Origin of the sequence: Paraburkholderia phenoliruptrix, from assembly GCF_902859825.1 — a bacterium.
Lineage (GTDB): Bacteria > Pseudomonadota > Gammaproteobacteria > Burkholderiales > Burkholderiaceae > Paraburkholderia > Paraburkholderia phenoliruptrix.
Genome location: NZ_CADIKB010000022.1, coordinates 23,195 through 43,188, shown reverse-complemented (window position 1 = coordinate 43,188; position 19,994 = coordinate 23,195). Strand labels below are relative to the sequence as shown.

General features: G+C 64.7%; 16 protein-coding genes. 6 read left to right on the top strand and 10 right to left on the bottom strand.

All coding sequences use genetic code 11. The features are described 5' to 3' along the window. Window positions 1-41 precede the first annotated feature (41 nt). Entirely contained in the window at window positions 42-2,312 is a 2,271-nt protein-coding gene (gene yoaA, locus HV711_RS20585) for a DNA repair helicase YoaA (protein ID WP_028363395.1), read from the top strand. Window positions 2,313-2,467: 155 nt separating this feature from the next. On the opposite strand, the gene HV711_RS33530 is transcribed toward yoaA, so the two are convergent. Both HV711_RS33530 and HV711_RS20575 read right to left on the bottom strand, forming a co-directional pair. After that, window positions 2,468-2,728, bottom strand: a complete 261-nt coding sequence (locus tag HV711_RS33530) for a hypothetical protein (protein WP_081588221.1) — start codon at window positions 2,726-2,728, stop codon at window positions 2,468-2,470. Between the two features lie 233 nt (window positions 2,729-2,961). Further along, window positions 2,962-4,236: a cupin domain-containing protein gene (locus tag HV711_RS20575; RefSeq protein ID WP_035477785.1), complete on the bottom strand. Its 1,275-nt coding sequence runs from the start codon at window positions 4,234-4,236 to the stop codon at window positions 2,962-2,964. Window positions 4,237-4,268: 32 nt separating this feature from the next. Here HV711_RS20575 and HV711_RS20570 point away from each other — a divergent pair, with 32 nt between their 5' ends. Further along, the gene (locus tag HV711_RS20570; protein ID WP_013588869.1) at window positions 4,269-4,814 is read left to right on the top strand and encodes an FKBP-type peptidyl-prolyl cis-trans isomerase; all 546 of its coding nucleotides are present in this window, start codon (window positions 4,269-4,271) and stop codon (window positions 4,812-4,814) included. Here HV711_RS20570 and HV711_RS20565 read toward each other — a convergent pair. From HV711_RS20565 to HV711_RS20550, 4 genes are all read right to left on the bottom strand, one after another. After that, window positions 4,794-6,179, bottom strand: coding sequence for a hypothetical protein (locus tag HV711_RS20565; protein WP_035477860.1), 1,386 nt, complete (start codon window positions 6,177-6,179; stop codon window positions 4,794-4,796). The genes HV711_RS20570 and HV711_RS20565 overlap by 21 nt on opposite strands. Then, entirely contained in the window at window positions 6,166-8,841 is a 2,676-nt protein-coding gene (gene mutS / locus HV711_RS20560) for a DNA mismatch repair protein MutS (protein WP_013588867.1), read from the bottom strand. Before mutS ends, HV711_RS20565 begins: the two co-directional genes overlap by 14 nt. A 172-nt stretch (window positions 8,842-9,013) precedes the next feature. Next, window positions 9,014-10,312, bottom strand: coding sequence for a lysophospholipid transporter LplT (gene lplT / locus HV711_RS20555; RefSeq protein WP_035477862.1), 1,299 nt, complete (start codon window positions 10,310-10,312; stop codon window positions 9,014-9,016). Between the two features lie 384 nt (window positions 10,313-10,696). Continuing rightward, window positions 10,697-11,500: an inositol monophosphatase family protein gene (locus tag HV711_RS20550; RefSeq protein ID WP_013588865.1), complete on the bottom strand. Its 804-nt coding sequence runs from the start codon at window positions 11,498-11,500 to the stop codon at window positions 10,697-10,699. Window positions 11,501-11,941: 441 nt separating this feature from the next. Here HV711_RS20550 and HV711_RS20545 point away from each other — a divergent pair, with 441 nt between their 5' ends. Beyond that, the gene (locus tag HV711_RS20545) at window positions 11,942-12,775 is read left to right on the top strand and encodes an RNA methyltransferase (protein ID WP_013588864.1); all 834 of its coding nucleotides are present in this window, start codon (window positions 11,942-11,944) and stop codon (window positions 12,773-12,775) included. A 236-nt stretch (window positions 12,776-13,011) separates the two neighbouring features. Continuing rightward, the gene (cysE, locus tag HV711_RS20540) at window positions 13,012-13,914 is read left to right on the top strand and encodes a serine O-acetyltransferase (protein ID WP_035477787.1); all 903 of its coding nucleotides are present in this window, start codon (window positions 13,012-13,014) and stop codon (window positions 13,912-13,914) included. A 162-nt stretch (window positions 13,915-14,076) separates the two neighbouring features. On the opposite strand, the gene HV711_RS20535 is transcribed toward cysE, so the two are convergent. The 4 genes from HV711_RS20535 to HV711_RS20520 all read right to left on the bottom strand — a co-directional run bounded on the left by HV711_RS20535 (window position 14,077) and on the right by HV711_RS20520 (window position 17,111). Beyond that, window positions 14,077-14,874 (bottom strand): UDP-2,3-diacylglucosamine diphosphatase, encoded by a 798-nt coding sequence (locus HV711_RS20535; protein WP_013588862.1) that lies wholly within the window; start codon window positions 14,872-14,874, stop codon window positions 14,077-14,079. A 46-nt stretch (window positions 14,875-14,920) separates the two neighbouring features. Further along, complete coding sequence (locus tag HV711_RS20530) at window positions 14,921-15,415, bottom strand: peptidylprolyl isomerase (RefSeq protein WP_013588861.1); 495 nt, start codon at window positions 15,413-15,415, stop codon at window positions 14,921-14,923. Window positions 15,416-15,605: 190 nt separating this feature from the next. Then, on the bottom strand, window positions 15,606-16,190 hold the full coding sequence (locus HV711_RS20525; protein WP_013588860.1) for a peptidylprolyl isomerase: 585 nt from the start codon (window positions 16,188-16,190) through the stop codon (window positions 15,606-15,608). 48 nt (window positions 16,191-16,238) lie between these two features. Next, window positions 16,239-17,111, bottom strand: coding sequence for a tetratricopeptide repeat protein (locus HV711_RS20520; RefSeq protein ID WP_035477789.1), 873 nt, complete (start codon window positions 17,109-17,111; stop codon window positions 16,239-16,241). Window positions 17,112-17,395: 284 nt separating this feature from the next. On the opposite strand from HV711_RS20520, the gene cysS reads away from it, so the two are divergent. Beyond that, a complete protein-coding gene (gene cysS / locus HV711_RS20515; protein ID WP_035477791.1) occupies window positions 17,396-18,793 on the top strand; it encodes a cysteine--tRNA ligase in 1,398 nt (465 codons plus the stop codon). 47 nt (window positions 18,794-18,840) lie between these two features. Beyond that, on the top strand, window positions 18,841-19,932 hold the full coding sequence (locus tag HV711_RS20510; RefSeq protein WP_028363388.1) for a DNA-3-methyladenine glycosylase family protein: 1,092 nt from the start codon (window positions 18,841-18,843) through the stop codon (window positions 19,930-19,932). Window positions 19,933-19,994: the final 62 nt, after the last annotated feature.

Below are 19,994 nucleotides of genomic sequence, written 5' to 3'. Positions count from 1 at the left end.
GCGCGCGCCGCGCGAACCGGACTTTGCAGGAAACGCTTGCCTTGAACTCACCGCTTGAAACTCCACGACGCGCGCGTAGCGCCGACGACGCTTCAGACACCGGCGCACCGGCGCCGCGTGCTGCCGCGTCTGCGCTCAGCGCGTCGCTCAGTGCGTCACTCGATCCCCGCCGCGCAGCGGAGCTGAACGAGATTTTCGCCGACAACGGCTTGCTCGCCCGGCAGATCGACGGCTATCGCTCGCGGGCGTCGCAAATCGAAATGTCGCGCGCCGTCGCCGCCGCCATGGAAGCATCGGGCCGCGCGATGCCCGAGCCTGCGATGTTCGAGGCGCAAAAGCGTCCCGCACGGCGACTGCAAACGGGCGGCGCCGACACCGCCGCGCGGCCGTCCGAGGCCGACGAAGCGCAGGCGCTCGACGGCGGCGAGAACACGCTGATCGTCGAGGCCGGCACCGGCACCGGCAAGACCTATGCGTACCTCGTGCCGGCCATGCTGTGGGGCGGCAAGGTGATCGTGTCGACAGGCACCAAGCACCTGCAGGACCAGCTCTTTCAGCGTGATATTCCGACCGTGCGCGACGCGCTCGCCGTGCCTGTGTCGGTGGCCATGCTCAAGGGCCGCGCGAACTATCTCTGTCATTACTATCTGCAGCGCACGGCCGATAACGGCCGCTTGCCTTCGCGCCAGGAAACCTCGTATCTGCAGGACATCGTCCGCTTCGCGAAGATCACGCGCACCGGCGACAAGGCCGAGCTGGCAAGCGTGCCCGAAACCGCGGCGGTGTGGTCGATGGTCACGTCGACGCGCGATAACTGTCTTGGCCAGGAGTGTCCGCATTACAAGGACTGCTTCGTGATGCAGGCGCGTCGCGAGGCGCAGCAGGCGGACATCGTGGTGGTGAATCACCATCTCTTTTTCGCCGACATCATGCTGCGCGATACCGGCATGGCCGAGCTGCTGCCTACTGCCAATACGATCATCTTCGACGAAGCCCATCAGCTTCCTGAGACGGCCACGCTGTTTTTCGGCGAGACGCTTTCCACCGCGCAGTTTCTCGAGCTCGCGCGCGATTCGGTGGCCGAGGGTTTGGGCCATGCGCGCGACGCCGTCGATTGGGTCAAACTCGGCGCCACGCTGGAACGTGCCGCGCGCGACGTGCGGCTCGCGTTCAAGGAAGATTCGGTGCGCCTGTCCATCGGCCAGTTGCCCGACGATCACCCGTTGTTCCCGGCGCTCGAAGCACTCCAAACCGAGCTGGACGCGCTCGCGTCCGCCCTCTCTGGGCAGGCTGAGCGCGCCGAGTCGATCGGCGCCTGTCTGCGCCGCGCACGCGAATTGCAAACGGTGCTGGCCGGCTGGACGACGCCGCCCACCGAGCTCGAGCGTGAGACCGTGAACGCGGCTGAAAGCGGCGCGGCGCAGAGCCAGAGCGAGCGCGCCGACCCGAACGAAAAGGTGCGCTGGATCGAAGTCTTCGCGCACACCGTGCAGTTGCACGAGACGCCGCTTTCCGTCGCGCCGATCTTCGCCAAGCAGCGCGCCGGCGTGCCGCGCGCGTGGATCTTCACGTCGGCCACGTTGTCCGTGCGCGGCGACTTCACGCACTACGCCGCGCAAATGGGCCTGAACGCCAAACGTTCGATGACCCTGCCGAGCCCGTTCGACTATCCGTCGCAAGGGCTTTTGTATGTGCCGCGCAATTTGCCGCAGCCCTCGTCGCCGATGTTTACCGACGCGGTGTTCGACGCCGCCTTGCCGGCAATCGAAGCATCGGGCGGCGGCGTCTTCATGTTGTGCACCACGTTGCGCGCCGTGGACCGCATCTCGGCGAAATTGCGCGATGTCGTCGAGGCGCGCGGCTGGAACTATCCGCTGCTCGTTCAGGGCGATGCGAGCCGCACCGAGCTGCTCGATCGATTTCGCGCGTACGGTAACGCGATCCTCGTCGGCAGTCAGAGTTTCTGGGAAGGTGTCGACGTGCGAGGCGATGCACTGTCGCTCGTCGTGATCGACAAGCTGCCGTTTGCGCCGCCTGACGATCCGGTTCTGTCAGCGCGGCTCGATGCGCTGACGAAGAAAGGTCTGAGCCCGTTCGCGATTCATCAGTTGCCGCAGGCTGTGATCACGCTAAAGCAGGGCGCAGGGCGACTGATTCGCGCCGAGACCGACCGCGGCGTGCTGATGATCTGCGATACGCGTCTTGTCGATAAACCGTATGGTCGCCGGATCTGGCAGAGCCTGCCGCCGTTCAAGCGCACGCGTGAAATCGACGTGGTGCGCGAGTTTTTTGAAGAGCGCGCGGCTCAATAGCCGCGGTGGCATCGCGCCAACCTGGATCGCAAAAAGCGACGCCTGAATAGCAAAACGCCACGGATGTGAGTCCGTGGCGTTTTGCTTTACCGCCCGGGAAATCGCAACGATCTCCCGGTGCAGTTTTCGCCCGAAGGCTAACCCTACGCGACAGCTTACTGGCTTGCGCCCGAAGCCGGAGCAGCAGCCGAAGCAGCAGCGCCTGCGTCCGAAGCAGCGGCCGAAGCCGAAGCAGCAGCGTCGCTCGCAGCAGCAGCCGCACCCGAAGCAGCAGCAGCCGAATCCGAAGCAGCAGCAGCCGGTGCCGAAGCGGCAGCTGCGTCGCTAGCCGGTGCAGCGGCTTGGTCGTTGCTCTTGTTGCATGCAGCCAGTGCCACAGCTGCCAACAGGGATGCTACGAGGAGGGATTTCTTCATGATCACGTCCTTTTATGGTTAAAGGTAAGCAACAGCGCAAAATAATACCGGTAATGTGCTCCAACACCGACCTGGGCCGCTGGTGGAGACGCTCTTTTGACGAGCAGGAATCTTCCCTACGGCTTGGGCGGAAATTATATGCACTTTCGTACTGACAATCCATAAATCCGGGGTCAATACGTTGTCTTTCTCATACAAAATTTCAATGTACTGTGTATAACAGACACGCGATGCTAGGCAAGCTCGCCTATCCGTATCCAGCCCGCACGATACCACTCGTGCAGCCGTGCTGTCACCGACGAATCGTGCGAGAGTGTTACAAAGCGTTTCGCACTCAGACACCGGTGATCGGCGAGGTCAAACAACCACTTTTTCGAACCATCCAATGAGGTTTTCTCTCCGTTTAGGAAGAAAAAGCGGCGGTTGTACAACAGATTGGTCTTGCGATCCAGTCGCACACCGGATTTCGATGCCTGACTGATAAAACGGGCTTCGTTGAGCGGCCGTTGCGGCGGATCGAAGACGACGCTCGGCTTGGGTTCGCTGAGGTACGTGCCAAGGAACGACGCAATGTCCTGCTCATTCCACGTTATTCCAGCAAGGATTGCGCCAACACGCTCGACGAGCGCCGGCGGCAGTTCAGCCGGGCGCTCCACAGCGGGTTGCTGAGGGTCGCGGTAAAGCGCGCCCGCCTGGCCGCTGGCTTCGCCGCGTTCGGCGAGATGGTAAAGGAACTGGGCTGTGAGCTCACCCGCCGACGGCGCACGAAAACCGATCGAACACGTCATGCATTCGCCTTCGGCGACACCGTCATGAGCGATATGCGGCGGCAGATACAACATGTCGCCGGGCTCCAGTACCCACTCTTGTTCTGCCGCAAAGTTCTGTAAAACTTTCAACGGCAGGCCTGCCTGCAGCGTCAGATCTTTCTGCGCGCTAATCCGCCAGCGCCGCTTGCCTTTTACTTGCAAAAGAAACACATCGTAGGAATCAAAGTGAGGTCCTACGCCGCCGCCGTCGGTTGCGTAGGAGATCATCAGATCGTCCAGACGTGCGTCGGGCACGAAGCGAAAGCGCTCGAGCAGGGCGCGCGCGCGGTCGTCGTGCAGGTCGACGCCCTGCACGAGGAGGGTCCACGTGCGTTGCTTCAGCGAGGGCAGTTCGTCCGGCGCAAATGGGCCGTGCTCCAGTTGCCACCTGTTGCGAAAGTGCGTGATGAGGCGCGCCTCGACATCGTCCTGATCCGCCAGTTCGAACAGTTCGTCGCGCGAGAGCGGCGCCTCGACGTCCGGAATGGCCTGGCGGATCAGCAGGGGCTTTTTCTGCCAATACCGGCGCATGAATTGCGACGGCGTGAGGTTGCCGAGGAGCGGCGTGGGCGTGTCGGGCGAGGGCGCGAGAATCGGGCAAGCCGGCTTTTCAGCCGATGACGAATGGTTCGCCGAATGGCCCGTCGAAGGGCCCGCCGAAGCTGCTTCGGCCGGGTGGTCAGTGGGCCGCCTGGGCATCGTATAATGTGAGTTGTATTCTGGAGAATCGAATGAAAATCGCAAAGAACACCGTCGTGTCGGTCGCCTACAAGCTGTCGGATGCGCAGGGCAATCTGATTGAAGAGAGCGACGAGCCGATGGTCTATCTGCACGGCGGCTATGATGGCACGTTCCCCAAGATCGAGGAAGAGCTCGACGGCCACGAGGCCGGCTTCGAGACCCAGATCCAGCTTGAGCCGCAAGACGCATTCGGCGAGTACGATCCGGAACTCGTGAAGATCGAGCCGCGCAATCGCTTTCCGGAACCGCTCGAAGTCGGCATGCAGTTCGAAGGCACGCCGGAAGAAGGCGACGAGGATCTCGATTCGCTCGTCTACGTGGTCACCGACGTCGCGGAAGACAAGGTGGTGCTCGACGGCAACCACCCGCTCGCCGGCATGGCGCTGCGTTTCGCGCTGACGGTGAAAGACGTGCGCCCCGCGACCGAAGACGAAATCCAGCACGAGCACGCGCACGGCGCCGACGGTCTCGAAGTGCTCGACGAAGACGACGACGCGGACGACGAAGGCGGCAAGTCAGGGCCCACGCTGCACTGAGCTTGCGGGTACGCCGGAAGTCCCCGAGGCTCCCGGCGCCCCCTGCACATTCCGCTGTGCAGGCGGGACGGCGGTCGCCGGCCCGTATCCGCCGCCGCCCTGGTCGGCGGGTATGCGCGGCAATTGTTCGAGCGGCTGCGAGTCGGGTTGCGGCTGACCGGGCGGCTGAAGCAGCGGCGGCAATTCGGAGGCCGGCCCGAGCGACGGTACCGCCGGCATCGAGGCGGCCGGCTCGTCTCTTTGTAATGCAGGCGGCGTTGCCGGCATCGGCATTTGCCGCGGCACATCGCGCAGAGTCACGCGCAACGGCGGCTTTCTGTCGAAGTCCACATCTATCTGAATCCACTGGTTAAGACGATCATGCGGCGCAAGCGCGATACGCGTGAGGTTCGTCACCAGACTCCCCTTGTCATTGCGTAACGGCTGATCGATCAGGAAGCCGGCGCTTGCGCGCTCGTCGTCGGAATGGATCACGAGCACGGGGCCGTGGAAGATCTGCGCGAGCTTCACGAGGCTGCGCTTGAATTCCAGAAAGCCGTCGCGGCGCGGATTGCGCGCGAAGCGCAGCCACGCAAAACGCTCCGGCCGTTCATAGCGCTCCGGATCGGGATCACCCTGAATGAATACGACGATCGCGCGTGCGCCGCGGCGCTTCGCATATTCGCCGGCATGCTCGAGCCAGAATGCGTTGGCGATGACGCGGTCCTCGAATTCGCCGTTGCGGCCACCCGCGGTCAGATAGTGATTGTTCGGGCTCGGCGCGTTCAGCCCGATGAACACGGTGTCGCCCGCCTGCCAGCGCACGTTTTCGCGATAAGGACGAAACCGCGAGACCTCGCTTTCGCGCGTCAGCGGAATGGGGTTCTGACCCATCGAATCGGCGTCGCCAAGCAGCGTCTGGCGCAACTGGTCGAGCCGCTCGACCGGATCGAAGCCGCCGGCTTGGGCACTCACGCAATCGACCCAGTCATGCTGGCCCGGGACGAAAAAAAGCGCCTGCCGCGAAGTCTCGAGTACCGCATGCCGCCGTTCATAGAGCGCATCGCGGCAGGCTTCTTTCGCGCCTTTGAGATTGCCGTCGTACACGATGAAGGACACGCCTCGCTCGCGGCCGATTGCGTCGATGAGCCGCTGCGTGGGCGCTTCGTCGGCGGGACTTTGCATCGTGTTTGCGATGACGGCGAAGCTGAAGGCGGGCGCTTCCGCATGAGCCGGCAATGCAGCCCACCATGAGGCCAAAGCAAGGGCCGAGCCCAAGGCCGCGAAGCGCGCCTTGCGGCCGAGCGCTAACGCGAAGGCAGTAATGCGTGCCGCGCGGAGTCCGCGCGGGCGCTTGACGAGACGGCGTGCGTCAATGATCGGCATCCGGCGCGGCGGCCAGCTCGTGCAGTTCATACAGCAGATCGAGCGCTTCGCGCGGTCGCAGATCGTTCGGATCGATGCCGCGCAGACGCTCGACAAGCGCTTGCATGGCCGGCGACTCATTTGCGGTGTGCGGTTCGTCGTCCGCATCTTCGAGCAGCAGGGGAGGCGGCGCGGCGAACAGATCCAGCTGCGGCGCCGGTTGCCCCGCCGACTGCTGTTCGAGATAGGCAAGGTGCTTGCGCGCCGCGCGGATCACCGCGTTGGGCACGCCGGCGAGCTGCGCGACCTGCAAACCGTAGCTCTGATTCGCCGGTCCTTCGTTGACGGCATGCAGGAACACGATGCCGTGTCCATGTTCGACCGCCGACAGATGCACATTGGCCGCCTGCGGAAATTCCGCCGGCAACTGCGTGAGTTCGAAGTAGTGCGTCGCGAAGAGCGTGTGGCAGCCGTTGTGCGCGAGCAGATGCCGCGCGATGGCCCATGCGAGCGCGAGGCCGTCGAAGGTGGAGGTGCCCCGGCCGATTTCATCCATCAGCACGAGGCTTTGCGGCGTGGCGTCGTTCAGAATGGCCGCGGCCTCGGTCATCTCGACCATGAAGGTCGAACGGCCGCCGGCGAGATCGTCGGCGGCGCCGATGCGCGTGAAAATGCGGTCGATCGGGCCGAATGCCGCGCGCCGTGCCGGCACGTAGCTTCCCACGTAGGCAAGCAGCGCGATCAGCGCGGTCTGGCGCATGAACGTCGATTTACCGCCCATGTTCGGCCCGGTGATGAGCAGCAGTTTGCGCTCGGCGGTGAGCGTGCAGTCGTTAGCGATGAATTGCTCGACCTGCGCTTCGACCACCGGGTGCCGGCCCTGCTCGATCTCGATGCCCGCCTCCAGCGAGAAGCTCGGTGCGACCCAGTCGAGCGCGCGAGCGCGTTCGGCGAAAGCAGCCAGCAGGTCGAGCTCCGCGAGCGCCGACGCGACGCGCTGGCAGTCCGGAATGAACGGCAACAGCGCCTGCAGCAGCGCGTCGTAGAGCGAGCGCTCGCGGGCGAGCGCGCGTTCCTGCGCGGACAACGCCTTGTCTTCGAACGTCTTCAATTCCGGCGTGATGTAACGCTCGGCGTTCTTCAAGGTTTGACGGCGGCGATAATCGTCCGGCACCTTGTCGGTCTGGCCGCGCGTGACCTCGATATAGAAGCCGTGCACCTTGTTGTACTCGACCCGCAGATTGCCGATGCCGGTGCGCGCGCGTTCCCGCGTTTCCAGGTCGATCAGGAACTGCCCGCAGTTCTCCGAAATATCCCGCAGTTCGTCGAGTTCGGCGTCGTAGCCGCGTGCAATCACGCCGCCGTCGCGCACCATGGCGGCCGGCTCGGGCGCAATGGCGCGCGTGAGCAGTTCGACGCAAGCTTGCGGCGGCTCGAGCGACGCGTCGATGCGGGCGAGCGATTCCGCATTCGACGAAACCGCGGCGAGCCTCGCGCGCAGTTCCGGCAACGCGATGAAGGTATCGCGCAAGCTCGACAGATCGCGCGGTCGCGCCGACAGCAGCGCAAGGCGGCCGGTGATCCGCTCGATGTCCGAGATATGCCGCAACGCGCCGCGCAGCGAGTCGAGATCGGCGCTAGCGGGCGCCTCCAGCAACGCGCCGATAGCCTGCTGGCGCGACCGCGCGACCGCCGATTCGCGCGGCGGATGATGCAGCCAGTGACGCAGCAAACGGCTGCCCATGGTCGTGCAGCAGGTGTCGAGCAACGAGCACAGCGTGGGCGACTCCGTGCCGCGCAGCGTCTGCGTGATTTCGAGGTTGCGCCGCGTGGCGGGGTCGAGGCCGATATATTCGGATTCGTATTCGACCTTGAGGCTGCGTACGTGCCGCAGTTGCTGGCCTTGCGTGGCGGCCGCATACAGCAGCAACGCGCCCGCCGCGCCGCATGCGCAGGTGAGCGAGTGCGCGCCGAAGCCGTCGAGGCCCGCGACTTCCAGTTGATCGCACAGGCGCTGCGTACCCGAGGCGACGTCGAAATGCCATGCAGGCACCCGGGTCAGCGCGCGCGCGCCGGTGGGCGGCGTCCAGCTTGCGGAGTCGGCGGCCGTGTCGGCGACCAGAATTTCCGCGGGATCGATCCGTTCGAGCGCGGCGGCCACCTGATCGGGCGCGACTTCGGCGAGCCGCAAGGCGCCGCTTGCGAGATTCAGCCATGCGAGCCCGACGCTCGTCGCGATGCCGCGGCGGTTGTGCGCGACGCACATGGCTAGCAGAAACACGTCGCTCTTGTCGGACAGCAGCGCGGCGTCCGTGAGCGTGCCCGGCGTGACGACGCGTACCACCTTGCGCTCGACCGGACCCTTCGACGTGGCCGGGTCGCCGATCTGTTCGCAAATCGCCACGGATTCCCCGAGCTTCACGAGCTTGGCCAGATACTGCTCGACCGCGTGATGCGGCACGCCCGCCATCTTGATCGGGTTGCCCGCCGACGCGCCGCGCTGCGTGAGCGTGAGATCGAGCAGACGCGCGGCTTTTTCCGCGTCGTCGAAAAAGAGTTCGTAGAAGTCGCCCATCCGGTAGAACACCAGCGTGCCCGGATGCTCCGCTTTGATGCGCAGGTACTGCTGCATCATGGGAGTATGTTGTGCGACCTCGCTGGCCGCTGCGGTTTGAGTGCCCATCCTCGGTGTCTTTCTGCTTTAGCTGTTCAGGGCGTGAGTTTAACCCGCCGGCGCGGTGAGCGGACCCTGGCCGGAGGGCCAATGCGCGCCGCGCCGTCATGTCGCCGTCCGCCGTGCGTCGCTGCACTCCGCGCGTCCGTGGCGAAGCCGCTGCGCAGCGCTTTCACCGCCGTCATTCCTCCAGAAGCGCATGCATGTTGGAGGTGCGTTCGTTCGCCGCGCTGCGCCGTTTTGCGAGCCACATCATGAACGTGATGAACACGCCGAACACGACGATGATCCACTGCGCCGGCATCTTCGCCGTGAGCAGGAGCGCGTACGCGCCCAGCATCAGCAGCACGGCGAGATTCTGGTTGAAATTCTGCACCGCGATCGAATGTCCGGCCGACAACAGCGTCGCGCCGCGATGCTGAAGAATCGCGTTCATCGGCACGATGAAGAAACCCGACAAGCCGCCAAGCAGGATCATCAGCGGATAAGCGAGCACGATGTAGACCGGCGCGACATAGGAACCGATATGAAGGCCGGCGCCTGCCGGAAAGAGGTTCTTGTTGTAGAAGGCCATGGCAATCGCCACTGCGCCGGTCAGAATGCCGACCGGCAGCACGCTGAGCGAGCGGCGCAGCGGAATCAGCGCCGCTGCGGCAGCCGCGCCGACGGCGATGCCGAGGCCGGTCACGCCTTGCATGACGGCTGCCTTCGAGAGCGACAGACCGAGGTTCACGTTGGCCCATTTCAACACCAGCAATTGCAGGGTGACGGCGCCGCCCCACATGAGCGTCGTGACCCATAACGCGATCTGCGCGAGCTTGTCGGCCCATAGCACGTTAAAGCAGTGATAGAAGTCGCTGACGAGCTTCGTCGGTTCCGACAGCCGGTTCGGATAGCGCGCGCCGGTATCGGGAATGAAGATGTTGATGGCGGCCGCGATCGCGTAGGTGAGCATGACCGCGAACATCGCGAGATCGGCCGACGAGCGGATCAGCGGCAGATGCGCGTGCGCGACGAACCTGTCGGCGAATGTGCTGATGAGTGCGCCGCCCACCATGGTGCCCACGATCGTCGACAGCACGGTCGCCGATTCCAGCCACGCATTCGCCTTGACGAGTTTTTCGGCGGGCAGGAGCTCCGTGAGAATGCCGTATTTCGCCGGCGAATACGCGGCCGCGCCGAAGCCGACCACGCCGTAGGCGATTATCGGATGCACGCCCGCGATCATCATCATGCAGCCGCTCGCCTTCAGCGCGTTGGAGATGAACATCACATGGCGCTTTTGCAAGGCGTCCGCGAAGGCGCCCACGAAAGGCGCGAGCAGCACGTACGAGACCGTGAAGAATATCTGCAGCAAGGGCGTGACCCAGGCGGCGGAACGGATCACGGATAGCAACGCAATGGCGGCGATCAGCAGGGCATTGTCCGCGAGCGACGAAATGAACTGCGCCGCGATGATGGTGTAGAAGCCTTTTTTCATGAAGCGGAGTGGAAGCTGCGCGCGGGACGAGGTGCGCAGAGCGCAGAGGCCGGCGCCTGTGCCGACTTGCGCAAGGCATGCAGGCGGGCGCAGCGTGGAACGCGAAATGCAGCCGGCAAAGAGAATGCGCCGGCGCGGCTTCCTGCTTTGTAGCACGAACGCTCGCATGATGCTGGCGCGCCAACGAAAAAGCGGCCGAAGCCGCTTGTATCGAATGTGTCGGTTCTGCTCGCCGTTGCCGAGCGCGGTGGCGTGCAGGCGACGCACGCCTTCGGGGGCAGTATGCCCGCCGACGCGCGTGCCATCAGACTCATGCGCCAGGGGAAGACCGCGGCGCGCGCCGGACAAGCTCCGGCTACGACTCCGACGGCACGCCGCACGCCCTCAAGCCGCTTGCTGACGCGTGCGGCTGTAACGCGAGAGGATCGGCACCATCTGCGCGTAGATTTTCGGATTGCCGGCGACCACTTCGCCGACGTGCAGGAAGTCCGAGTCGCCGGTGTAGTTGCCGACGAGACCGCCGGCTTCCGTGATCAGCAGGCTGCCCGCGGCGACGTCCCACGGGTTCAGGCCCTGCTCGAAGAAGCCGTCCATGCGGCCGGCGGCCACATTGGCCAGATCCAGCGCGGCGGCGCCCGGGCGGCGCAGGCCGGCGCAGGCTTGCGTCATTTCGGCGAACTGGCGGCCGTAGGCTTCCAGGCCGTCCGTCTCGCGGAACGGAAAGCCGGTGCCGATCAGGCCGTCGGCGAGACGGTCGCGCTTCGCGACGCGAATGCGGCGATCGTTCAGGAACGCGCCGCGGCCGCGCGAAGCCGTGTAGAGGTCGTTGCGGGTCGGGTCGTACACCACGGCCTGCGTCACGACGCCTTTGTGCGCCAGCGCGATCGATACGCAGTAATACGGAAAACCGTGAATAAAGTTGGTCGTGCCGTCGAGCGGATCGATGATCCACTGGTACTCGGACTCGTTGTCCGATTTGCCGGACTCTTCGGCGAGGATCGCGTGGTCGGGATAGGCGGTCTTCAGCGTGTCGATGATGGCCGCTTCAGACGCTTTGTCGATCTCCGTGACGAAGTCGTTGTGCTGTTTCTTGCTGACCTGAATCAGATCGAGGTCGAGCGAAGCGCGGTTGATGATCTGGGCTGCGCGGCGCGCGGCCTTCACAGCGATATTGAGCATGGGATGCATGGACTGATCCTTGTGCCGGGGCAGCACGGCTGCTTGCCGGTAAATGAGCGCGACGCGCGCTGATGGGCGCCCTCGGTGAGGCGCGGAAACAGCACGGAACGCTCGCCCGGTACGGGACCGGCGCGCATTCCGCCAACGGAGACGAATTGAATAAGAACGAGGCGCCCGGCCTGGCCTCATTGCCTGCATGGCACCGAACGGGCTCGGAGTGCAGGGCAGTGCGGCGCGGGCCGGACGCGAATTGCGCTATTTTACCCGAGTCCGCGGGGCGCGGCAGCGTTTGGGCCGGGCAGGGCGTCTGTTGAGGTTTTGCATGCGCCTGCGGGCGCGTCTCTTCGTGCCCACTTATGTGCCACCGCATCTGCGTAAAACCGCGCGCAGTTCGGCGGCTTCGCGCGTTGGCGCTACCATACGCGTTCTCCGACTTGCAGAGCTTTCCCCGTGGACCACACCCACCATTCTTCCGATCCCGCCGTGGCGGACTTGCGCGGCGGCTTCACCTCGACGCGCTTCGTACTCGTCGAGCCGAGCCATCCGGGCAACGTCGGAGCCGCGGCGCGCGCGCTCAAAACCATGGGCTTTTCGCGGCTCGTGCTGGTTTCGCCGCGCGTGCCGCATGTGCAGAGCGATCCCGAAGCGATCGCCATGGCAAGCGGCGCCGACGACGTCCTCGCCTCCGCGCATATCGTGCCCACGCTCGCCGATGCGCTCTCCGGCGTGCACTGGTCGATCGCGCTCACCGCGCGGCAACGCGAATACGGTCCGCCGCAATGGACGCCGCGCGCGGCCGCCAGCCTCGCGCGCGACGAAGCGTTGCACGGCGAAATCGCGCTCGTCTTTGGCAACGAGCGCACGGGCCTGTCGAACGAAGACGTGGAGCGGTGCAGCGCGCTCGCGCATATTCCGGCCAATCCCGCCTACAGTTCGCTGAATCTCGCCCAGGCGGTTCAGGTTCTGGCGTACGAGCTGCGCATGATCTATTTGACGAGCGGCGCAAAGGCCAATGCGCCGGCAAACCCTGCGCCCCAGGCGGCGGCGCCGGCCGAGCCGTCGGGCCCGCGCGCCGCGAGCGATGAGATCGAAAGCATGTTCTCGCATCTCGAGCGCGCGCTCGTCGCGCTCGAATTTCTCGATCCCGCGAATCCGAAGAAGCTGATGTCGCGCTTGCGCCGGCTCTTCGCGCGTTCGGGGCTCGAGCGCGAGGAGGTGAACATCGTGCGTGGCATCGCCAAGCACATCTTGCTGAAGACCGGCCGCAAGGACGACGGGGCCTAACCGCGCGCACAATCGCGCGCATACCCGCGCGTCGCGAGGCCATCTGTCGGCGGACTGGCGGGCGCCGACTAGCCTGACGACCTTTTGTGCTACATGGACTTCCGGCAGGTTTTCGGGAACCGTCCTACAATCCTCGAAACGTTCTAAGCAAAGCTGCCGACCTGCTATACGGCAGCCTTGCACGCGCGCATGGCCTTCCCGCATGCGGCTTTTCCCCACATCTCATAGTCCCTGCCATGTTCACGAGACTTCGCGAAGACATTGCCACGATCCGCGAGCGCGATCCCGCCGCCCGCAGTGCCTGGGAAGTGCTCACGTGTTATCCGGGCTTGCACGCGTTGGTGCTGCACCGGTTCGCGCATGCATGCTGGCAGGCGCGGCGCCGCTGGCTCGCGCGCTTCGTTTCGCAGATGGCGCGCTTCATGACCGGCATCGAAATACATCCGGGCGCGACGGTGGGGCGCCGCGTGTTCATCGATCACGGCATGGGCGTCGTGATCGGCGAGACCGCGCAGATCGGCGACGATTGCACGATCTACCAGGGCGTCACGCTCGGCGGCACGTCGCTCACGCGCGGCGCGAAACGGCATCCGACGCTCGAGCGCGGCGTGATCGTCGGCGCGGGCGCGAAAGTGCTCGGCGGGTTCACGGTCGGCGCGGATGCGAAGATCGGCTCGAATGCAGTCGTGACGAAGCCCGTGCCGGCCGGCGGCACGGCGGTCGGCAATCCGGCTCGGATCATCGTGCCGGCGGCTTCGGGCGCTGCAGCATCCGTCGCGGCGAAGGCCGCGGTTGCCAACGGCCGCGCAAGTGTCGCTCTGGACGTCGCAACTGCCGAGCGCGCTGCTGCAAACCATGGAGCGCGGGAGAGCGAAGCCAGCAAGCTTGCGGGCGAGCGCAGCGTCTTCTGCGCATACGGCATTACGCCGAATGCAGACGATCCCGTGTCGCTCGCCATTCACGGGCTGATCGATCACGCGGCGACGCAGGCCAAGCGCATCGATGAAATCGTCATGGCGCTCGAGCATCTCGGCACGAGTCTCGAAGGGCTGCAAGGCGCCGACGCGGCGTTGCTCGATTTGCGCCGCCTGTCTGCAGCGATCGCAGGCAAGGTGGACGGGGCCGTGGCGGCGCGTTGAATGCGTGAAGCGGCGCGTGCGCCGTGCTCGCCATGCGTGGCGCGGGGAAGCGGTGGGGCGCAACGGGCCGCGCTGCCAGTCGCCGTCGTGTCGTGCTCGCGCCGGCTGGTGTAGCTCGCGTGACTCGTGTGGCTCGCGCCGTAGTTGGCCCTATCCTTTAGCTCAATCGAGCGGTAACGCTCGGATTCCTTCAGAGTCGATGCGCAGATAGCCGCCGCGCCGTTCACCGTGATCGAGATCCCAATCGGGCAGCACCCAGCGTATGCCGCCCGGTTCCCGGTGACGCGCGGGGCGGTGCGTGTGCCCGTGGATCATCGTGGCGGCTTTCGACCACTTGAATAATCGGGCGACGCCTTTCGGCGTCACGTCGTACTTCAGCGAAACGGGGCGCATGCGGCCATCCTCGCTCTTGGCCCGCATGTTTTCCGCGAGCGCCTGACGCCACGAAAAGGGCGACGCGAGAAACAGCATCTGCGCGAGACGATTGCGCGCGAATCGCCGGAAGATCTGATAACCGCGGTCCGCCGTGCACAAGCGGTCGCCGTGCGCGAGCGCGATGCGCGTGCCGAATGCGGTGATCGCGATGGGATCCGGCAGCCAGATCGCGCCGGCCGCTTTCATGAAGCGCTTGCCCAGCAGAAAATCGCGGTTGCCGTGCATGATGTAGAGCGCGATGCCGCGCTCGGCGAGCGTGTGCAGCAGCGCCGCCATACGCGCGGCGAACGGCTCGCCGAGCATGTCGTCGCCGATCCAGTACTCGAACAGATCGCCGAGAATGAAAACCGAATCCGCCTGATCGGCGGTGACGCGAATGAAGTGTTCGAACGCGGCGACCGTATGCGGGATCGCCTCGCTCAAATGAATGTCGGAGAGGAACAGGAACGGGCGTGCGGCGTGCGGGCGTCGGCCCTCGCCAGGCACGCCCGCGGCGACGCTTCGCAGCGGCGTTTCTTGCAGCATTGAAGGTGCCTGTCTTTCAGTTTTTCCAGTCGAGGCGCGTGCGCGATCAGTCGACGATCACGGCCTTTTCGATCACGACGTCGTCGACCGGCACGTCCTGATGAAAGCCCTTCGAACCCGTCTTGACCTTCTTGATTTTCTCGACGATGTCCATGCCTTCGACCACCTTGCCGAACACCGCATAGCCCCAGCCTTGCGGCGTGGGCGACGAGTGGTTCAGGAAGTCGTTGTCGTTCACGTTGATGAAGAATTGCGCGGTGGCCGAATGCGGGTCGTTCGTGCGAGCCATCGCGATCGAGCCGTTCACGTTCTTCAGGCCGTTGTTCGCTTCGTTGTTGATCGGCTCGGCCGTCGGCTTCTGCTTCATGCCCGGTTCGAAGCCGCCGCCCTGGATCATGAAGCCGTCGATCACGCGGTGAAACACCGTGTTGTCGTAGTGGCCGGCCTTCACGTAGTTGAGGAAGTTCTCAACCGACTTCGGCGCTTTCTCGGCGTCCAGTTCGAGTTTGATGACGCCGTGGTTCGTATGCAGTTCAACCATGATGGAATCCTTTGATGAACGGGTTGGGTGGAGAGGACGCGGCGCGCCGTCGTGCGCTTTTCGAACCTGCTGCGCTTCGATGCTTGTCATGCATTGACGGCGGGCCGCGCGGTGGCGCGAGTTCGACGCGTCTATCCTTGCGTGACCTGTTGCGCTAGTTACTGCGTTGTTGACTGCCGTTGCTTACGCATCACTTGCTGCCGACGACCGTGGCCGATTCGATCACGATCGGCTTTTGCGGCACGTCGCCCATCGGCCCGCGCGTGGTGGTCGGCGTGGCTTCGATCTTCTTCACCACGTCCATGCCGCTCGTGACCTTGCCGAACACGGCGTAGCCGTTGCCGTCCGGGTTCGGATAATCGAGGCCGGCGTTGTCCACGGTGTTGATGAAGAACTGCGCGGTGGCCGAATTCGGGTCGCTGGTGCGCGCCATGGCGAGCGTGCCCGCCGTGTTCTTCAGACCGTTGCGGCTTTCGAGCGGAATCGGCGCGCGCGTGGGCTTCTCCGCGAAGCTCTGCGTGTAGCCGCCGCCCTGAATCATGAAGCCGCGAATCACGCGATGAAAGATCGTGCCGCTGTACTGACCGGACTTCACATAGTCGAGAAAGTTCGCAACGGTTTTCGGCGCTTTCTCAGGATACAACTCGACGCGAATATCGCCTTCCGACGTCTTGAGGAGGACGGACGGATGCGCGGCTTGCGAACCGGACTGGGCAAACGCGGGGGCGTTTGCGATCAGGGCGGCGCTGCCGAGCGCCAACATCAACCATTTCATGAAGATCCTCAGGGTTGGAAAAAACGTGTGACCGCGAGTTCGGCGGCGTTAGTGCGAGGGCGCCATGTAAGGCGGCATGGCGAGCGAGCCGGGTGCGCCGCCGTACTGGAAGTTCGGCGTTTGCGTCATGTCCGCGGTGGCGCCGGCCGTGGCGTTGGCCGGCGCTGCAGCGGCCCGTTTAGGCGCTTTGACCGACGTGGGCGGCGACACGATTTTCTGAATGTCGGCCAAGCGCTGCGCAGTCGTGGCACTGGTCTTGCCGAGGCTTTGCGCGCGCCGGTACGCTTCGTTGGCCATGCGCAGATACAGGTCGCCGAGGTTCTCAAAAGCAAGACCGTAGCCCGGATTGACCTTGGTCGCCGTTTCGAGCGCGGTGCGTGCTTCGACGTAGCGGCCATGCTTCGCGTACAGCGCTGCGAGATTGTTGTACGGCTCGGGCAGCTCGGGGTACAGCTGCGTGAGTTCGGTGAAGGCGGTGATCGCTTCGTCGTCGCGATTGAGGTGCGCGAGCACGGTGGCGCGTTTGAATTTGGCCTGGGCGTCGCGCGGATTCGACGCGATGCGCGCATCGAGTTGCGTCAGCGAGGCCTGCCAGTCTTTCTGCGCGATGGACGCGTCGATTTCCGGCGTGTTGTCGCGCACGGCCGGACCTTGCGGCATGGTGGGCGTTTTCTGCGCGAAGGCGGCGGCGCCCGGCAGCATGCCGAGTGCGAGGGCCACCGTGACACGCAGCGTGAACGCGCGCGCGAAGCTGCGTGCCATGTTGCCGCGAGCGCCTTGCGGGACGTCGCGCGTCGAGGTGGCACGCGAGGCACCGGACAACGCTGCAAACGTGCCTGCAAACGTGGCACTAAACGGGGCACCAGGCGCCGTCGCGCCGAGGGTCGCAGCGCTGCGCGCGCGGCCGCTGGAAGGTTTCATAGGCTCGGGTCTGGATGTTATACTCCGAGCCATTCTAACAAAAGGTCTGCGCGTTCCGTCGAACCGCCGGCTGTCTTTTCGCCACTCGTGGTCGTCTCCGCCTTGATAGCAGCCTGACCGCCGCACCAGGTGCACCGGTTTGCTGCTGTGCGTGTCTCAACAGCCGGGCAATAGTCTGCTCAGAGCCGGGCAGAGTCAGGCAACAGTCCGTCTGCGCCGTTTGCTTCGCGGGCGGCACGCATGCAACACATTGCGGATTTCTTTCGGCCCACGCACCGCTCTCTATGGAATCACTGCGCATCTACAACACGCTCGCGCGTGACAAGCAAACTTTCGTGCCGCTGCAAGCAGGCGTCGTGCGGATGTACGTCTGCGGGATGACCGTGTACGACTATTGTCACGTGGGTCACGCGCGTGTCATGGTCGTGTTCGACATCGTGCAGCGGTGGCTGCGCACGCTCGGCTACGAGGTGACGTACGTGCGCAATATCACGGACATCGACGACAAGATCATTCGTCGTGCCGTTGAAAACGGCGAGACGATCAAGTCGCTGACCGATCGCTTCATCGCGGCGCTGCACGAAGATGCGGACGCGCTCGGCATCGCCCGGCCCGACATCGAGCCGCGCGCCACCGACTTCATCCCGCAGATGCTCGGCATGATCGAGACGCTCGAGGCGAACGGCTACGCGTATCAGGCGAAAGACGGCGACGTGAACTACGCGGTGCGCAAGTTCGCGGGCTACGGCAAGCTCTCCGGCAAGTCGCTCGAAGATCTGCGTGCGGGCGAACGCGTCGCCGCGAACGATGCTAAAGAAGACCCGCTCGACTTCGTGCTGTGGAAGCAGTCGAAAGCCGGCGAACCTGCCGATACCGGCTGGGATTCGAAGTACGGCCGCGGCCGTCCGGGTTGGCATATCGAATGCTCGGCCATGGGCTGCAGTTTGCTCGGCGAACATTTCGACATTCATGGCGGCGGCCAGGATCTGCAGTTCCCGCACCATGAAAACGAAATCGCGCAAAGCGAAGCTGCGACCGGTCAACCCTTCGTGAATTATTGGATGCACAACGGCTATGTGCAGATCGACAATGAGAAGATGTCGAAGTCGTTGAATAATTTCTTTACGATTCGCGAGGTTTTGGCGCAGTACGATGCCGAGGTCGTGCGGTTTTTCATCGCACGCGCGCATTACCGTTCGCCGCTGAACTATAGCGACGTGCATATCGACGACGCCCGCAACGCCCTCGGCCGCCTCTATACGGCGCTCACGGACGTCGCGCCGGACGGCGCCGCGCTTGACTGGAACGAAGCGCATGCGCAGCGTTTCCAGGCAGCCATGAATGACGACTTCAACACGCCGGTTGCGGTGTCGGTGTTGTTCGAGTTGGCAACAGAAGTGAACCGCACGCGCGACCCCGCGCTGGCCCGTCAGTTGCGCTCGCTGGGCGCGGTGCTCGGGCTGCTCGGGCGCGAGCCGCGTGCATACCTGCAGCAGGCAGCGGGCGCGGCGGTAGAAGACGCGCTCGAGCCCGCCGCGATCGAAGCGAAGATCGCCGAGCGCGCGGCCGCGAAGCAGGCGAAGGACTATGCGGCAGCAGACCGGATCCGGGCCGAATTGCTCGAGGCCGGCGTTGCACTTGAAGACAAACCCGGCGGGTTAACCGAGTGGCGGCGCGTGTGAGCGCACCTCGTACTTCCCTCTGAACGACTCGCCAGGCAGGAGGCAGGATGGCAACGGCCACGAAGACGCCGGCTAAACGGGCCGCGTCTCAAACAGGCGCGGCAGCCGCGGCAAAGCCGACTCGAACGTCGGCGCGCACGGCAAGCGGCGCGGTAAAGGCAGCATCGTCGAAAGGCGCGGGGGCGGCGAAGAGCGCGGCTGGCGCGTCGAAGAAGAGCACCGTCAAGCGCGCGCTGAACGGCGCATCCGCGCCTGTGCTCGCGCCTCGCGCGGCGGCCACGAAGCGCGCGAAAGCGTCGTCACCCACGGCTGCGCGTGCAAAGGCGACGAGCGGCAACGGCGCGTTGCCTCCCGAACTCGCAGGCGACGTGCAGGAACTCGCGCGCGTTGCAAAGACGCAAGAAGGCCAGGAAGGCGAAATCGTGCGCAAGACTCGCGCTTCCTCGCCGGCGGGCGGGGAAGCGGCGAGCGCGACCGAGGTCGCGGTGCCGGTGCAGATCGCCGGCCTCGCGCCTGAGGCCACGCGTCCCGATTACTGGGACAAGGCATGCGCCGACCTCGTCAAGCGCGACCGCATTCTGAAGAAGCTGATTCCGAAGTTCGGCCCGGTGCATCTGCTAAGCCGCGGCGATCCGTTCGTCACGCTCGCGCGCTCGGTGGTCGGTCAGCAGATTTCGGTCGCGTCCGCACAGGCCGTGTGGACGAAAGTTGCGGCGGCCTGCCCGAAGCTCGTGCCGCAGCAGTTCATCAAGCTGGGCCAGGAAAAACTGACGGCGTGCGGTCTCTCGAAGCGCAAGGCGGAGTATGTGCTCGACCTCGCGCAGCATTTCGTGTCGGGTGCGCTGCACGTCGGCAAGTGGCAGTCCATGGAAGACGAGGCGGTGATCGCCGAGCTCACACAGATTCGCGGCATCGGCCGCTGGACGGCGGAGATGTTCCTCATCTTCAACCTGTCGCGTCCGGACGTGCTGCCGCTCGACGACCTGGGTCTGATTCGCGCCATCAGCGTCAATTACTTCAGCGGCGAGCCGGTCACGCGCAGCGAAGCGCGCGAGGTCGCCGCGAACTGGGAGCCGTGGCGCACCGTCGCCACCTGGTATATGTGGCGTAGCCTCGACCCGCTGCCGGTCGACTACTGAAAAAGAGAAGCGTTGCCGCTTTCAAGGCTATCAAACGTTAGGTTCTGATAGTTGCGAAGTGG

Excerpts from the sequence above, each read along its gene's own strand:
- HV711_RS20565 (WP_035477860.1), bottom strand. The coding sequence starts at position 6,179 with ATGCCGATCATTGACGCACGCCGTCTCGTCAAGCGCCCGCGCGGACTC.
- HV711_RS20520 (WP_035477789.1), bottom strand. The coding sequence starts at position 17,111 with ATGAAACCTTCCAGCGGCCGCGCGCGCAGCGCTGCGACCCTCGGCGCG.
- HV711_RS20510 (WP_028363388.1), top strand. The coding sequence starts at position 18,841 with ATGGCAACGGCCACGAAGACGCCGGCTAAACGGGCCGCGTCTCAAACA.
- HV711_RS20575 (WP_035477785.1), bottom strand. The coding sequence starts at position 4,236 with ATGCCCAGGCGGCCCACTGACCACCCGGCCGAAGCAGCTTCGGCGGGC.
- HV711_RS20570 (WP_013588869.1), top strand. The coding sequence starts at position 4,269 with ATGAAAATCGCAAAGAACACCGTCGTGTCGGTCGCCTACAAGCTGTCG.
- cysS (WP_035477791.1), top strand. The coding sequence starts at position 17,396 with ATGGAATCACTGCGCATCTACAACACGCTCGCGCGTGACAAGCAAACT.
- HV711_RS33530 (WP_081588221.1), bottom strand. The coding sequence starts at position 2,728 with ATGAAGAAATCCCTCCTCGTAGCATCCCTGTTGGCAGCTGTGGCACTG.
- mutS (WP_013588867.1), bottom strand. The coding sequence starts at position 8,841 with ATGGGCACTCAAACCGCAGCGGCCAGCGAGGTCGCACAACATACTCCC.
- HV711_RS20535 (WP_013588862.1), bottom strand. The coding sequence starts at position 14,874 with ATGCTGCAAGAAACGCCGCTGCGAAGCGTCGCCGCGGGCGTGCCTGGC.
- HV711_RS20525 (WP_013588860.1), bottom strand. The coding sequence starts at position 16,190 with ATGAAATGGTTGATGTTGGCGCTCGGCAGCGCCGCCCTGATCGCAAAC.
- cysE (WP_035477787.1), top strand. The coding sequence starts at position 13,012 with ATGTTCACGAGACTTCGCGAAGACATTGCCACGATCCGCGAGCGCGAT.
- HV711_RS20550 (WP_013588865.1), bottom strand. The coding sequence starts at position 11,500 with ATGCATCCCATGCTCAATATCGCTGTGAAGGCCGCGCGCCGCGCAGCC.
- lplT (WP_035477862.1), bottom strand. The coding sequence starts at position 10,312 with ATGAAAAAAGGCTTCTACACCATCATCGCGGCGCAGTTCATTTCGTCG.
- HV711_RS20530 (WP_013588861.1), bottom strand. The coding sequence starts at position 15,415 with ATGGTTGAACTGCATACGAACCACGGCGTCATCAAACTCGAACTGGAC.